The organism is Herbaspirillum frisingense (genome assembly GCF_047325095.1).
Lineage (GTDB): Bacteria > Pseudomonadota > Gammaproteobacteria > Burkholderiales > Burkholderiaceae_D > Herbaspirillum > Herbaspirillum frisingense.
Genome location: NZ_CP168558.1, coordinates 49,025 through 63,584, shown reverse-complemented (window position 1 = coordinate 63,584; position 14,560 = coordinate 49,025). Strand labels below are relative to the sequence as shown.

Genomic DNA, 14,560 nt, shown 5'->3' with positions numbered 1-14,560 from the left:
AGGTGTGCAGCGGCCGTGTTGATGGCGCTGCAGCAGTGGCTATGCGCCGGCGCTTTCGCGCAATCGTCCGACCAGCAATCCAGTCAACCAGACCCATCCATCGTCCTGGCCCAGGCCGGCAGCAAGAAGCTGCAGGACGTGGTGGTGACGGCCAATCGTTCCGGCAGTACCGATCTTGATCACGCGGCGGCGACCGTCTCGGTGATCACGTCGGAGGAAATGGAAGGCCACAACGCCAGGGATATCAAGGATGCCTTGCGCTATGAGCCCGGTGTCGAGGTACGACGCTCGGTCTACCGGATGTCGGGCATCACCGGCGCGACTGCCACGACCGGGCGGGGCGGTAACGAAGGCATCAGCATTCGCGGCCTGGATGGCAACCGGGTGCTGATGCTGGAGGACGGCATCAGCATGCCGCGCGCCTTCAGCCAGGGCGTGGCCAGCGTAGGGCGGGGCGCCACGACCGATACCGAACTGTATCGCCGCATCGAGGTCTTGCGCGGGCCGGCCTCCTCGCTCTACGGTAGCGATGGTCTGACCGGGGCGGTCAATTTCATCACCAAGGACCCCTCGGACCTGCTCGATGTGTTCGGCAAAAGCAGCTATTTCTCGTTCAAACCTTCCTACGACAGCGCGGACCACAGTTTCGGTGCAGCAGCCAGCGCCGCCTGGGGCGGCGATCAATGGCAGGCGATGCTGGTCCTCAATGTCCGCCATGGCGAGGAGACCGACAACAAGGGCAGCAACGACGTGCGCGGCAGCGCCCGCACCACGCCCGATCCGATGAGTTATACCAACCGGTCGGCATTGGGCAAACTCGTGTATCGGCCCAATGGGGTGGACAGCTTCAAGCTCACTCTGCAGGCCACCGAAGAGCGCGACAGCGGCGAGAGTCTCTCGGCACTCGGCACTGGTATCACCGACTACCGTACCAGCAGCAAGGCCAAGGGCCAGCGTGCCACGCTGGCTTACGAGCACGCAGATGCGGAGCAGCCCTGGATACAGAAGATCAAGGCCAGTCTCAGCTACCGCAATGCCGATACCGACCAGACTACCTACGAGGCCGGTACCAGCACGCCATCTCTGGTGCGGCCACGATTCCGCGAAGTGTCCTACCGTGACCAGATGCTCGCCGGCAGCGTCCTGGCCGAGAGCAATTTCGGCACGGATGCCTGGCGCCACAAGCTGGTCTACGGGCTGGACCTGAGCCTGTCCACCTTGCAGGTCAACGCCAACGGCACCGGCTGGAGCAGTTGCACCGGCACCCAGTACTGCCAGTACTTCCCCAAGACCGAGTACACGCAACTGGGAGCCTATGTGCAGGATGAAATGCGGACCGGGGCACTGACCACCATCGCCGGTCTGCGCTTCGATGCTTATGAGCTCAAGCCCAAGGCCAGCGCCAAGTACGATGCCCAGGCCGTCGCCAATGGCCAGCCGGCAGTGAGCAGCCGCGACAGCGCCTTTTCGCCCCGCCTGGCCTTCCTGGTCGAGGTGGCACCGGGCTTCATTCCCTATGTCCAATACGCGCGTGGCTTCCGATCCCCCTCGCCGCAGGAGGTCAATTCCTTCTTCAACAACACCGTCTACAGGCAGGTCTCCAATCCTGACCTCAAGCCCGAGACCAGCAACACGGTGGAACTGGGTGTGCGCGGCAAGCTGGCGGCAGGACCCGGTGCCCTGCGTTACAGCGTTGCTGCCTACAAAGGGAACTACCGCAACTTCATCGACCTGGTGACGGTGGGGGGCAACCTGACGGTGGCCAATCCCACCATCTTCCAGTATCGCAATGCGGCCAAGGCCGAGATCCACGGGCTGGAAGCCCGCATCGACTACCAGCTCGACAATGGCTTCACGCTCAAGAGCGGCTTCGCCTGGACCAAGGGGACCACCACCAGCAATGGCGTGGAGCAGGGGCTGGAGTCGGTGGCTCCGCTGTCGGTGGTGACAGGCCTGCGCTATGAACGCAGCCGGCAATGGTTCGCGCAGGCAGACCTGATCTACAACGCCGCCAAGAAGAAGGCGGACATTCCGACGGCGACCAACTTCGTCTCGCCTTCGTTCTTTGTAGCCGACCTCTCGGGTGGCTATCACCTGACCCCCAACATGACCGTCACCGCCGGCATCCGCAATCTGTTCGATCGCAAGTACTGGAGCTGGACCGACATCCGGGGGCTGTCGCTGGCAGACAGCGCGATCAACAAGGATGCCTACACCGAGCCCGGCCGCAGCTTCAACGTCAGCCTGAAGATCGAATACTGAATCATCCGCACGTATGAAAGGAATTGCAATGAACCGACCTAGGCAAACCATCCGCTTGTATACCTTGGGCTTGCTGCTGGCAGCGACGCTGGCCGCAGCCGGCTGTGCCAACACGGCGCCCACGCTGGCCCAACGCTGGTCCCAACTGCACCAGGCGCAGCCCAAGCTGCATCCGCGCGATGCGGCCCGCCAACTGGGGGTGTCCGAAGCCCAACTGCTGGCGGCCGGCATCACCTGGCAGGCCACGCGGCTGGGGGCCGATGCCAAGGAAATCCAGGCGCTCTACGAGCATCTCCCCGAACTGGGGCGCATCAAGGCCATCACCCGCAATGACGATGTGGTGCTGGAACGTGCTGGTGAGGTGGCGCCGATACGCCGCGACGAGCAGGGCAGGGCGGTGCCGGGCACCGGCCTGGCCGGCGGCGCCATCGACCTGCGCTTCGGCGCTGCGCAGTGGGGCAGCGCGTTCGCCGTGGTCCAGCCAGCGCGGGACGGCAAGACCAGCCGCAGCCTGCAGTTCTTCGATCGCCATGGGCAGGCGGTGCACAAGATCTATCTCGACAATGAGCAGCATGTCGCTGACTTCGAGCGGCTGGTCAGCCAGTTCCGCTTGCCCGACCAGCGGGCCGCGCTGCAGGTGGAGCCCTTGCCGGCGTCTGCCCCCTCTGTGCGTGGCAACCCCTCTTCGGCCGATATCGCCGAACTGCGCCAGTCGTGGCAGGAGCTGACCGACGTACACCAGTTCCCGCGCCTGCTGCGGGAACTGAAGCTCAGCCGCGAACAGGCGCTGGAGCTGATTGGTAGCCAATCCGCCTGGCGCATCGGACCGCAGGCCCTGCAGCTGCTCATCGAGGATGCCAGGTCGCGGCATCAGCCGATCATGGTGTTCGTCAGCAATGGTGGCATGACGCAGATCTACAGTGGCCTCATCGACCAGACTGCGATCAAGGGGGAGTGGTACAACGCATCGGCTGCCGACTTCGAGCTGCATGTGCGCAGCGGCGCGATTCATCATGGTTGGGTGGTACGTCGGCCTACCGACCATGGCATCGTCACCTCGGTGGAGTTCTACGATGCAGCCGGACGCCAGCTGGTCAATTTCTTCTCGCGCCGGGACCGCGGCCAGCCAGAAACCGAACAATGGCGCCGCATGGTGGCAGACTTGCCCCGCACCTGATCACAGCCTCTATTGCAAGCTGGAAAACATTGCCGTTTTGCTACTGTAAAACCGTGGTGAAATGGCCATAGACGGCCTGAAATCCGCGCCAAAGGCCGCTCCCGGTTGACCCGCTGGTATTTCAGGCATATACTCGCGAGTTCTCGAATTTAGGCTCTCCCGGGCTTATGCGTTCTTTGGTCTGAATCATCGCTTCTGCGACGCTGATCTCCCTTCCGGTCTTAAATCCGATACGCGCGTAGTCTTCGCGCAAGAGTTTCCTGTGTGGTTCCGGGCAACCGATTCCGGAACCTGTTTTCAATGTTGTACTTTGTTGGATTAAAACGATGCCAACCATCAATCAACTGATTAGCAAACCACGTGTCCGCGCGATCGTGAAGAGCAAATCGCCGGCGCTGGAAAACAGCCCGCAGAAGCGCGGTGTTTGCACCCGCGTCTACACCACCACTCCGAAGAAGCCGAACTCGGCGCTGCGTAAGGTGGCCAAGGTGCGTCTGACCAACGGTTTCGAAGTCATTTCGTACATCGGCGGTGAAGGCCACAACCTGCAAGAGCACAGCGTCGTGCTGATCCGCGGCGGCCGTGTGAAGGACTTGCCGGGTGTGCGTTACCACATGGTTCGCGGTGCACTGGATACCCAGGGCGTCAAGGATCGTAAGCAAGCTCGCTCGAAGTACGGTGCCAAGCGCGCCAAGGCAGCGAAGAAGTAATAATTGGTGTTTATCATGACGCACTGCGTCGTGTGAACAGACTCAGAGTCGGTCCAGGTCGGGCCGAGTAAGTGGAAGCCATGATGGCTCTCCGCGAGTGCAGGCGAAGTTGAAGCAGGGTTCGCCCACTCAACTGAAGATTGAAAGGAATCGAAATGCCACGTCGTCGTGAAGTCCCCAAGCGGGAAATTCTGCCGGATCCGAAGTTCGGCAACGTTGAAGTCGCCAAGTTTGTGAACGTGCTGATGCTGTCGGGCAAGAAGTCCGTCGCTGAAAACATCATCTACGGTGCCTTCGACTACATCCAGACCAAGTCGGGCAAGGACCCGCTGGAAGTGTTCTCCGCAGCCCTGAACAACTGCAAGCCGATGGTGGAGGTGAAGTCCCGCCGCGTCGGTGGCGCCAACTACCAGGTGCCCGTTGAAGTGCGTCCGGTGCGCCGTATGGCCCTGTCGATGCGCTGGCTGCGTGAAGCCGCCAACAAGCGCAGCGAAAAGTCGATGCCGCAGCGCCTGGGTGGTGAACTGATGGAAGCCGCCGAAGGCCGTGGCGGCGCCATGAAGCGTCGTGATGAAGTGCACCGCATGGCAGAAGCGAACAAGGCGTTCTCGCACTTCCGCTTCTAACAAAGACTGGGCCAGTGCCTCTCTATCCGGGAGTGCCCTGGTCTGCATCTTAAATTGGTTCGAGCCGAGCGTTTATTTGAAAAAAATGACGCTCGGTTTCGTGCATTAAAGACTTAGGAATAAATCATGGCTCGCAAGACCCCCATTGAGCGCTACCGCAACATCGGTATCTCCGCGCACATCGATGCTGGCAAAACCACCACGACCGAGCGCGTGCTGTTTTACACCGGTGTGAACCACAAGATCGGTGAAGTGCACGACGGCGCCGCCACCATGGACTGGATGGAGCAAGAACAAGAGCGTGGTATCACCATCACCTCCGCTGCGACCACCTGTTACTGGAAGGGCATGGCGAACAATTTCCCGGCCCACCACATCAACATCATCGACACCCCGGGTCACGTTGACTTCACCATCGAAGTCGAACGCTCGATGCGCGTGCTCGACGGCGCCTGCATGGTCTACTGCGCAGTCGGCGGCGTGCAGCCCCAGTCGGAAACCGTGTGGCGTCAGGCCAACAAGTACAAGGTCCCGCGTCTGGCCTTCGTCAACAAGATGGACCGTACCGGTGCCAACTTCTTCAAGGTCTACGACCAGATGCGCGCCCGCCTGAAGGCCAACCCGATCCCGATGCAAGTGCCTATCGGCGCCGAAGAAAACTTCGAAGGCGTGATCGACCTGGTCAAGATGCGCGCGATCTACTGGGACGACGCTTCCCAGGGCATGAAGTTCGACTACCGCGACATTCCCGAGCATCTGAAGGCTGACGCCCAGAAATGGCGCGAAAACCTGGTCGAAACCGCTGCTGAAGCATCGGAAGACCTGATGAACAAGTACCTGGAAGAAGGCGACCTGACTGAAGCCGAAATCAAGGGCGCCATCCGTCAACGCACCATCTCCGGCGAAATCGTCCCGATGATGTGCGGCACCGCCTTCAAGAACAAGGGCGTGCAAGCCATGCTGGACGGCGTGATCGAGTACCTGCCGTCGCCGGTGGACATCCCCCCGGTTCCGGGCCTGAACGAAGACGACGAGCCGGTCGTGCGCGAAGCCAAGGACGACGAGAAGTTCTCCGCCCTGGCCTTCAAGATCGCAACCGACCCGTTCGTTGGTCAGCTGTGCTTCATCCGTTGCTACTCCGGTACCCTGAACTCGGGCGACACCGTGCTGAACTCGGTGAAGTCGAAGAAGGAACGTATCGGCCGTATCGTTCAGATGCACGCCAACCAGCGTGAAGAAATCAAGGAAATGATGGCCGGTGACATCGCCGCCGTCGTGGGCCTGAAGGACACCACCACCGGTGACACCCTGTGCGACGACAAGGCAATGGTCGTGCTGGAACGCATGGTCTTCCCCGAGCCGGTGATCTCGCAGGCTGTCGAGCCCAAGACCAAGGCCGACCAGGAAAAGATGGGCCTGGCCCTGAACCGCCTGGCTGCTGAAGATCCGTCCTTCCGCGTGCGTACCGACGAAGAATCGGGCCAGACCATCATCGCCGGTATGGGCGAGCTGCACCTGGACATCATCGTCGACCGCATGAAGCGTGAATTCAACGTTGAAGCCACCGTCGGCAAGCCGCAGGTGGCTTACCGCGAAACCATTCGCAAGACCTGCGAAGAATCCGAAGGCAAGTTCGTCAAGCAGTCGGGTGGTCGTGGTCAATACGGTCACGTCGTGCTGAAGATCGAGCCGCAAGAAGCCGGCAAGGGCTTCGAGTTCGTCGACGCCATCAAGGGCGGTACCGTTCCTCGCGAATTCATCCCGGCCGTTGAAAAGGGTGTGCGTGAAACCCTGAACACCGGCGTGCTGGCCGGTTACCCGGTGGTTGACGTGAAGGTCACCCTGTTCTTCGGTTCGTACCACGATGTGGACTCGAACGAAAACGCCTTCCGCATGGCCGGCTCGATGGCCTTCAAGGACGGTTGCCGTCGCGCCAGCCCGGTCATCCTGGAACCGATGATGGCCGTCGAAGTGGAAACCCCGGAAGACTACGCCGGTACCGTGATGGGCGACCTGTCGTCCCGCCGCGGTATGGTGCAAGGCATGGATGAAATCGCCGGCGGCGGTGGCAAGATCATCAAGGCCGAAGTGCCTCTGTCGGAAATGTTCGGTTACTCGACCACGCTGCGTTCGGCTACCCAAGGCCGTGCAACCTACTCGATGGAATTCAAGCATTACTCCGAAGCGCCCAAGAACGTGATCGACGCAATCGTCACCTCCAAGGCCAAGTAAGTTGCAGCAAGGGCGGTCTCTTCCGTGTGGAAGGGATCGCCGGCTGGATCACCAGCCAATCATTGAATATTGAACATCGAACACATCGTTCTTTTGAAGGAAATTTAAAATGGCAAAAGGCAAGTTTGAACGGACCAAGCCGCACGTGAACGTCGGTACCATCGGTCACGTTGACCACGGCAAGACCACCCTGACCGCTGCAATCGCAACCGTTCTGTCGAAGAAGTTCGGCGGCGAAGCGAAGGCATACGACCAGATCGACGCAGCGCCTGAAGAAAAGGCCCGCGGCATCACCATCAACACCGCGCACGTCGAGTACGAAACCGCCAATCGTCACTACGCGCACGTTGACTGCCCAGGCCACGCCGACTATGTGAAGAACATGATCACCGGTGCTGCGCAGATGGACGGCGCGATTCTGGTGTGCTCGGCCGCTGACGGCCCGATGCCCCAGACCCGTGAACACATCCTGCTGTCGCGTCAGGTCGGCGTTCCTTACATCATCGTCTTCCTGAACAAGGCTGACATGGTGGATGACGAAGAGCTGCTGGAACTGGTGGAAATGGAAGTCCGTGAACTGCTGTCGAAGTACGAGTTCCCTGGCGACGACCTGCCCATCGTGAAGGGTTCGGCCAAGCTGGCGCTGGAAGGCGACACCGGTCCCCTGGGCGAGCAAGCGATCATGGCCCTGGCTGAAGCGCTGGACACCTACATCCCGACCCCGGAACGTGCTGTTGACGGTACCTTCCTGATGCCGGTGGAGGACGTGTTCTCGATCTCCGGTCGTGGCACCGTGGTGACTGGTCGCGTTGAGCGCGGCATCATCAAGGTCGGCGAGGAAATCGAAATCGTCGGTATCGCCGACACCCAGAAGACCACTTGCACCGGCGTGGAAATGTTCCGCAAGCTGCTGGACCAAGGTCAAGCTGGTGACAACGTTGGCGTTCTGCTGCGTGGTACCAAGCGTGAAGACGTGCAGCGCGGCCAGGTTCTGGCCAAGCCGGGTTCGATCAAGCCGCACAAGCACTTCACCGGCGAGATCTATGTTCTGTCGAAGGACGAAGGCGGCCGTCACACCCCGTTCTTCAACAACTACCGTCCGCAGTTCTACTTCCGTACCACTGACGTGACCGGTGCGATCGAACTGCCGAAGGACAAGGAAATGGTCATGCCGGGCGACAACGTGTCGATCACCGTGCAACTGATCAACCCGATCGCCATGGAAGAAGGTCTGCGTTTCGCCATCCGTGAAGGCGGTCGTACCGTCGGCGCCGGCGTCGTCGCCAAGATCTTCGACTAATCGTCGAATCGCAGTAGCAGCAAAGCAACACTAGTCGCATTTTTAACATCGCCGGGGATGATCCCCATCCCCGGTTCGTTCTTTAAAGGAAAATCATGTCGGTTCCTAGCCAAAAAATCCGTATCCGTCTGAAAGCTTTCGACTATCGTCTGATCGACCAGTCCGCTCTGGAAATCGTTGACACCGCAAAGCGTACCGGCGCTGTCGTCAAGGGCCCGGTTCCCCTGCCGACCCGCATCCAGCGCTTCGACGTCCTGCGTTCGCCGCACGTCAACAAGACTTCCCGCGATCAGTTCGAAATCCGTACCCATCAGCGCCTGATGGATATCGTCGATCCGACCGACAAGACGGTTGACGCATTGATGAAGCTGGACCTGCCCGCTGGCGTTGATGTCGAAATCAAGCTGCAGTAATTGCAGTCATCAGCAGGTGTAGTGTTGGAAAAGCGCACAACCTCGGTTGTGCGCTTTTCTTTTAGGGGCTATAATACTCGGCTTCGATGTGGGTTTTGCGTCCGCAAAGCCTGCAATTTATGGTAGTACGAACATCAGCCCCGCCCAATCGCAGGCGGGAATGGAGAAAACAATGAGCCTGGGCCTTGTTGGTCGCAAGGTTGGTATGATGCGCATCTTCACGGAAGATGGGGATTCGATCCCTGTGACCGTGCTGGACGTGTCCAACAACCGCGTGACACAAATCAAAACGCCTGAAGTGGATGGTTATTCCGCTGTTCAGGTGACCTTCGGTCAACGCCGCGCTTCGCGCGTGGTGAAAGCCGCCGCCGGCCACTTCGCCAAAGCTGGCGTCGAGGCAGGTACTGTCCTCAAAGAATTCCGTGTTGACGCTTCCAAGGCTGCCGAACTGAAGGCAGGCGACGTCGTTGGCATCGGCATGTTTGAAGCTGGCCAGAAAGTCGACGTGCAAGGCGTGTCGATCGGTAAGGGCTACGCCGGTACCATCAAGCGTTACAACTTCGCATCGGGTCGCGCGACCCACGGTAACTCCCGCTCGCACAACGTTCCTGGCTCCATCGGTATGGCGCAGGATCCGGGCCGCGTGTTCCCCGGCAAGCGCATGACCGGTCATCTGGGTGATGTCAAGACCACCGTCCAGAACCTGGAAATCGCCCGTGTGGACGCAGAGCGTCAATTGCTGTTGGTGAAGGGTGCCGTTCCCGGCGCCAAGAACGGTCAAGTGATCGTTTCGCCGGCAGTCAAAGTCAAAGCGAAGAAGGGGGCTTAATCAATGGAACTGAAGCTCCTGAATGACCAAGGTCAAGCTGCTTCGAACGTCGCTGCGCCGGATACCATTTTCGGTCGTGACTACAACGAAGCCCTGATCCACCAGGTCGTGGTTGCCTACCAAGCTAACGCTCGTAGCGGCAATCGCAAGCAAAAGGATCGTGAAGAAGTCAGCCACACCACCAAGAAGCCGTGGCGTCAAAAGGGTACTGGCCGTGCACGTGCCGGTATGTCCTCGTCGCCTCTGTGGCGCGGTGGTGGTCGTATCTTCCCGAACTCGCCTGACGAAAACTTCACCCACAAGGTCAACAAGAAGATGTATCGCGCAGGTGTCTGCTCGATCCTGTCCCAGTTGGCACGTGAAGGCCGCCTGTCGGTCGTGGAAGAATTCGCCGTCGAAGCCCCGAAGACCAAGCTGCTGGCCCAAAAGCTGAAGGGCATGGGCATGGAATCGGTGCTGGTTATTACCGACAGCCTGGACGAAAAGCTGCTGCTGGCCTCGCGCAATCTGCCGGGCGTGCTGGTGGTCGAGCCGCGTCAAGCTGATCCCGTGTCGCTGGTGTACTTCAAGAATGTCTTGATCACCAAGCCGGCTCTGGCAAAGATTGAGGAGTTGCTGGCATGAACGCAATCGTGAAACATAGCGAAGAGCGCCTGATGAAGGTGCTGCTGGCACCGGTGATCTCCGAAAAGGCAACTTTCGTCGCCGAGAAGAACGAGCAAGTCGTCTTCCTGGTCGCCAAGGATGCTACCAAGCTGGAAGTCAAGGCCGCCGTCGAACTGCTGTTCAAGGTGGAAGTGGAATCGGTGCAAGTCGCCAACCGTCAGGGCAAACAGAAGCGCTCGCGCAACGGTATGGGCCGCCGCAACCACACCCGCCGTGCTTTCGTCAGCCTGAAGCCGGGTCAAGAAATCAACTTCACCGAGGAGGCTAAATAATGGCACTCGTAAAAGTGAAGCCGACCTCGCCCGGTCGGCGCGGCATGGTCAAGGTCGTCAATCCCGACCTGTACAAGGGCCGTCCGCTGGCATCGCTGGTCGAAAAGAAGTCCAAGACCGCCGGCCGCAACAACAACGGTCACATCACCACCCGCCACATCGGCGGTGGTCACAAGCAGCACTACCGTGTTGTCGACTTCCGTCGCAACAAGGATGGCATTCCTGCCAAGGTCGAGCGTATCGAATACGACCCGAACCGTACCGCGCACATCGCACTGCTGTGCTACGCGGACGGTGAGCGCAAGTACATCATCGCTCCCAAGGGCGTGTCGGTTGGCGATCAGCTGATCAGCGGTTCTGAAGCTCCGATCAAGTCGGGCAACACCCTGCCGATCCGCAACATCCCAGTCGGTACCACTATCCACTGCGTGGAAATGCTGCCGGGCAAGGGCGCGCAAATCGCCCGTACCGCCGGTGCCGCTGTCGTGCTGATGGCACGCGAAGGTACCTACGCTCAGGTTCGCCTGCGCTCCGGTGAAGTGCGTCGCGTTCACATCGAATGCCGCGCCACCATCGGTGAAGTCGGTAACGGCGAGCACAACCTGCGCAAGATCGGTAAGGCCGGTGCAACCCGTTGGCGCGGTGTGCGTCCGACCGTTCGTGGCGTTGTCATGAACCCGGTGGATCACCCGCACGGTGGTGGTGAAGGCAAGACCGCCGCTGGCCGTCACCCGGTTTCGCCGTGGGGCCAGCAGACCAAGGGCAAGAAGACTCGTAGCAACAAGCGTACGACTTCGATGATTGTCTCGCGTCGCGGCAAGAAATAAAGGATAAAACATGACACGTTCATTGAAAAAAGGTCCTTTCTGCGACGCCCACCTGGTGAAAAAGGTTGAGGCTGCCCAGGCTACCAAGGACAAGAAGCCGATCAAGACCTGGTCGCGTCGTTCGACCATCATGCCCGACTTCATCGGTCTGACCATCGCCGTGCACAACGGCAAGGCACACGTGCCTGTCTATGTGTCGGAAAACATGGTTGGTCACAAGCTCGGCGAATTCGCGCTGACCCGTACTTTCAAGGGTCACGCTGCCGATAAGAAGGCTAAGAAATAAGGTCCTATGATGGAAACTAAAGCTACTCTGCGCGGTGTGCACCTGTCGGCCCAGAAAGGCCGCCTGGTTGCAGACCTGATCCGCGGTAAAAAAGTTGATCAGGCACTGAATATCTTGGCCTTCAGCCCCAAGAAGGGCGCGGTCATCATCAAGAAGGTTCTGGAGTCCGCAATCGCGAACGCCGAGCACAACGATGGTGCCGACATTGACGAGCTGAAAGTCAAGACCATTTATGTGGAAAAGGGTGCGGTCCTGAAGCGCTTCACAGCGCGTGCAAAGGGCCGTGGTGATCGTATTTCCAAGCAGTCGTGTCACATCTACGTGACCGTCGGAAACTAAGGAGTCACGATGGGACAGAAGATTCATCCAACCGGTTTCCGTCTGGCGGTTACACGTAACTGGGGCTCGCGTTGGTATGCAGGCAACAACAACTTTGCCGACATGCTCAACGAGGACCTGAAGGTCCGTGCTTACCTGAAGAAGAAGCTGAAGAACGCCTCGGTCGGCCGTGTGGTCATCGAGCGTCCGGCCAAGAATGCCCGCATCACCATTTACAGCTCCCGTCCGGGCGTTGTGATTGGCAAGAAGGGTGAAGACATCGAAGTGCTGAAGTCGGCACTGGCCAAGCTGATGGGCGTGCCCGTGCACGTCAACATCGAAGAAATCCGCAAGCCGGAAGCCGATGCTCAGCTGATCGCTGACTCGATCTGTCAGCAGCTGGAAAAGCGCATCATGTTCCGCCGCGCCATGAAGCGTGCGATGCAGAACGCCATGCGTCTGGGCGCCCAAGGCATCAAGATCATGTCGTCGGGTCGTCTGAACGGCATCGAAATCGCACGTACCGAATGGTACCGTGAAGGCCGTGTGCCCCTGCACACCCTGCGCGCCGATATCGACTATGGCTTCGGCGAAGCTGAAACCACCTACGGCATCATCGGTGTGAAGGTGTGGGTCTACAAGGGCGATCGCCTGGCAAACGGCGAAGCGCCGGTGCTGGTCGGTGAACCGGAAGACGACAAGAAGCGTCGTGGTCCCCGTCGTGACGACGGCAAGCCGGGTGCACGTCCCCGCTCCAAGACTGGTGCTCCTGGCGCCGGTGCAAAGCGTGGCGGTGGTCGTCCTCAAGCTGCCGATGCCGGTGTGTCGGCTGAGAAAGCAGGAGAATAATCATGCTGCAACCAGCACGTAGAAAATATCGTAAAGAACAAAAAGGTCGTAACACCGGCATTTCGCACACCCGCGGAACCGCCGTCTCGTTCGGCGATTTTGGTCTGAAGGCAGTTGGCCGCGGCCGTATTACTGCTCGTCAGATCGAAGCTGCTCGTCGCGCGATGACCCGTCACATCAAGCGCGGTGGTCGTATCTGGATCCGCGTTTTCCCGGACAAGCCAATCTCCCAGAAGCCTGCTGAAGTGCGTATGGGTAACGGTAAGGGCAATCCGGAGTACTACGTGGCTGAAATCCAGCCGGGTAAGGTACTGTACGAGATGGACGGTGTGGACGAAACCCTGGCTCGCGAGGCGTTCCGTTTGGCTGCTGCCAAATTGCCGCTTGCGACGACTTTCGTTGTTCGCCAAGTCGGTCAATAATTAGGAGCGGAACATGAAAGCATCGGAACTCCGCGGTAAGGACAAGGCAGGGCTGGAAAAGGAACTGGGCGAGCTGTTGAAGGCCCAGTTCAGCCTGCGCATGCAAATTGCGACCCAGCAACTGAACAATACCGCACAGCTGAAGAAGGTACGTCGCGACATCGCACGTGTGAAAACTGTGATCAACTCGAAGGATGGCCAACAATGAACGATCAAGTGAAACAAGCGCTCAAGCGCACGCTGATTGGCAAAGTTGTGTCGGACAAGATGGACAAGACCGTCACTGTCGAAATCGAGCGTCAAATGAAGCACCCGCTGTACGGCAAGATCATCAAGCGCACCAAGAAGTACCATGCGCATGATGAGCAAAACTCGGCGAAGGCCGGCGATGTGGTGGAAATCACCGAAAGCCGTCCGATCTCCAAGACGAAGTCGTGGACTGTGACCCGTGTGGTGCAGGAAGCACAAATCGTCTAAGCAGTAAATGTAGTACTTGCGTGCTCGATATTATGCTGCCATAATATCGAGCTCTTTCTTTGTAAGCATAAGCCTGCAAAGAGAGGCTCAAGAGTAGCTCTATTCGTCCCCTAACTAGCGAGTTCGCTTGCTAACAGGACCAAGACTGACCGCCAGCGCATCGTGCGAAGCGGATTAAGTTGGGAAAGAAAATATCATGATTCAAACTGAAAGCCGGCTCGAAGTGGCCGACAACACTGGTGCGCGCGAAGTTCTGTGCATCAAGGTCTTGGGTGGTTCCAAGCGCCGCTATGCGGGCATTGGCGATGTGATCAAGGTTACTGTCAAGAGCGCAGCACCGCGTGGTCGCGTCAAGAAGGGTGAAATTTATAACGCTGTCGTCGTTCGCACCGCCAAGGGCGTGCGTCGTCAGGATGGTTCGCTGGTCAAGTTCGATGGTAATGCTGCCGTCCTGCTGAACGCCAAGCTCGAGCCCATCGGCACCCGTATCTTTGGGCCGGTGACTCGTGAGCTGCGTACAGAGCGCTTCATGAAGATCGTCTCCCTGGCACCTGAAGTTCTGTAAGGAGTGGTCATGGCAAAGATTCGTAAAAACGATGAAGTCATCGTGTTGACCGGCAAAGACAAGGGCAAGCGCGGTGTCGTGACTGCTCGCGTCAGCGCCGATTATGTCGTCGTGGAAGGCGTGAATGTCGCAAAGAAGGCGACCCGTCCCAATCCGATGACTGGTGCAACTGGCGGCATCGTCGATAAGCTGATGCCAATTCATGTGTCGAACGTCGCGTTGTTCAACGCGGCGACCGGCAAGGCAGATCGTGTGGCTTACAAGGAAGTGGACGGCAAGAAGGTCCGCGCTTACAAGTCCAACGGCGAAGTCGTTAAGGTTTAAACATC

Annotated in this window: 19 protein-coding genes; all 19 read left to right on the top strand. The window is 59.1% G+C overall.

What is annotated here, in order from left to right:
* Positions 1-21: 21 nt before the first annotated feature.
* The 19 genes from ACEOAC_RS00370 to rplX all read left to right on the top strand — a co-directional run bounded on the left by ACEOAC_RS00370 (position 22) and on the right by rplX (position 14,555).
* Positions 22-2,262 carry a TonB-dependent hemoglobin/transferrin/lactoferrin family receptor gene (locus ACEOAC_RS00370; protein ID WP_413443709.1) on the top strand — a complete coding sequence of 747 codons (2,241 nt, stop codon included), beginning with the start codon at positions 22-24 and terminating at the stop codon, positions 2,260-2,262.
* A gap of 28 nt (positions 2,263-2,290) precedes the next feature.
* Entirely contained in the window at positions 2,291-3,439 is a 1,149-nt protein-coding gene (locus tag ACEOAC_RS00365; protein ID WP_413628632.1) for a hemin-degrading factor, read from the top strand.
* A gap of 326 nt (positions 3,440-3,765) precedes the next feature.
* Positions 3,766-4,149, top strand: a complete 384-nt coding sequence (gene rpsL / locus ACEOAC_RS00360; RefSeq protein WP_006465490.1) for a 30S ribosomal protein S12 — start codon at positions 3,766-3,768, stop codon at positions 4,147-4,149.
* 155 nt (positions 4,150-4,304) lie between these two features.
* Positions 4,305-4,775 (top strand): 30S ribosomal protein S7, encoded by a 471-nt coding sequence (gene rpsG, locus ACEOAC_RS00355; protein ID WP_006465489.1) that lies wholly within the window; start codon positions 4,305-4,307, stop codon positions 4,773-4,775.
* A 126-nt stretch (positions 4,776-4,901) separates the two neighbouring features.
* The gene (gene fusA, locus ACEOAC_RS00350) at positions 4,902-7,007 is read left to right on the top strand and encodes an elongation factor G (protein WP_006465488.1); all 2,106 of its coding nucleotides are present in this window, start codon (positions 4,902-4,904) and stop codon (positions 7,005-7,007) included.
* A gap of 109 nt (positions 7,008-7,116) precedes the next feature.
* A complete protein-coding gene (tuf, locus tag ACEOAC_RS00345; RefSeq protein WP_034312043.1) occupies positions 7,117-8,307 on the top strand; it encodes an elongation factor Tu in 1,191 nt (396 codons plus the stop codon).
* A gap of 95 nt (positions 8,308-8,402) precedes the next feature.
* A complete protein-coding gene (gene rpsJ / locus ACEOAC_RS00340; RefSeq protein WP_006464935.1) occupies positions 8,403-8,720 on the top strand; it encodes a 30S ribosomal protein S10 in 318 nt (105 codons plus the stop codon).
* Positions 8,721-8,892: 172 nt separating this feature from the next.
* Positions 8,893-9,549 (top strand): 50S ribosomal protein L3, encoded by a 657-nt coding sequence (rplC, locus tag ACEOAC_RS00335; protein WP_006464934.1) that lies wholly within the window; start codon positions 8,893-8,895, stop codon positions 9,547-9,549.
* A 3-nt stretch (positions 9,550-9,552) separates the two neighbouring features.
* Complete coding sequence (rplD, locus tag ACEOAC_RS00330; RefSeq protein ID WP_006464933.1) at positions 9,553-10,173, top strand: 50S ribosomal protein L4; 621 nt, start codon at positions 9,553-9,555, stop codon at positions 10,171-10,173.
* The gene (gene rplW, locus ACEOAC_RS00325; RefSeq protein WP_006464932.1) at positions 10,170-10,487 is read left to right on the top strand and encodes a 50S ribosomal protein L23; all 318 of its coding nucleotides are present in this window, start codon (positions 10,170-10,172) and stop codon (positions 10,485-10,487) included. Before rplD ends, rplW begins: the two co-directional genes overlap by 4 nt.
* Positions 10,487-11,314, top strand: a complete 828-nt coding sequence (gene rplB / locus ACEOAC_RS00320; RefSeq protein ID WP_006464931.1) for a 50S ribosomal protein L2 — start codon at positions 10,487-10,489, stop codon at positions 11,312-11,314. Before rplW ends, rplB begins: the two co-directional genes overlap by 1 nt.
* Positions 11,315-11,324: 10 nt before the next feature.
* Positions 11,325-11,600 (top strand): 30S ribosomal protein S19, encoded by a 276-nt coding sequence (gene rpsS / locus ACEOAC_RS00315; RefSeq protein ID WP_006464930.1) that lies wholly within the window; start codon positions 11,325-11,327, stop codon positions 11,598-11,600.
* A 6-nt stretch (positions 11,601-11,606) separates the two neighbouring features.
* Positions 11,607-11,939: a 50S ribosomal protein L22 gene (rplV, locus tag ACEOAC_RS00310; protein ID WP_008334132.1), complete on the top strand. Its 333-nt coding sequence runs from the start codon at positions 11,607-11,609 to the stop codon at positions 11,937-11,939.
* A 9-nt stretch (positions 11,940-11,948) separates the two neighbouring features.
* On the top strand, positions 11,949-12,767 hold the full coding sequence (rpsC, locus tag ACEOAC_RS00305; RefSeq protein WP_006464928.1) for a 30S ribosomal protein S3: 819 nt from the start codon (positions 11,949-11,951) through the stop codon (positions 12,765-12,767).
* 2 nt (positions 12,768-12,769) lie between these two features.
* Positions 12,770-13,189, top strand: a complete 420-nt coding sequence (gene rplP, locus ACEOAC_RS00300) for a 50S ribosomal protein L16 (RefSeq protein WP_006464927.1) — start codon at positions 12,770-12,772, stop codon at positions 13,187-13,189.
* A gap of 13 nt (positions 13,190-13,202) precedes the next feature.
* Positions 13,203-13,397 (top strand): 50S ribosomal protein L29, encoded by a 195-nt coding sequence (rpmC, locus tag ACEOAC_RS00295; RefSeq protein WP_006464926.1) that lies wholly within the window; start codon positions 13,203-13,205, stop codon positions 13,395-13,397.
* Positions 13,394-13,666: a 30S ribosomal protein S17 gene (rpsQ, locus tag ACEOAC_RS00290; RefSeq protein WP_006464925.1), complete on the top strand. Its 273-nt coding sequence runs from the start codon at positions 13,394-13,396 to the stop codon at positions 13,664-13,666. Before rpmC ends, rpsQ begins: the two co-directional genes overlap by 4 nt.
* Before the next feature lie 196 nt (positions 13,667-13,862).
* Complete coding sequence (gene rplN / locus ACEOAC_RS00285) at positions 13,863-14,231, top strand: 50S ribosomal protein L14 (RefSeq protein ID WP_006464924.1); 369 nt, start codon at positions 13,863-13,865, stop codon at positions 14,229-14,231.
* A gap of 9 nt (positions 14,232-14,240) precedes the next feature.
* On the top strand, positions 14,241-14,555 hold the full coding sequence (rplX, locus tag ACEOAC_RS00280) for a 50S ribosomal protein L24 (protein WP_006464923.1): 315 nt from the start codon (positions 14,241-14,243) through the stop codon (positions 14,553-14,555).
* Positions 14,556-14,560: the final 5 nt, after the last annotated feature.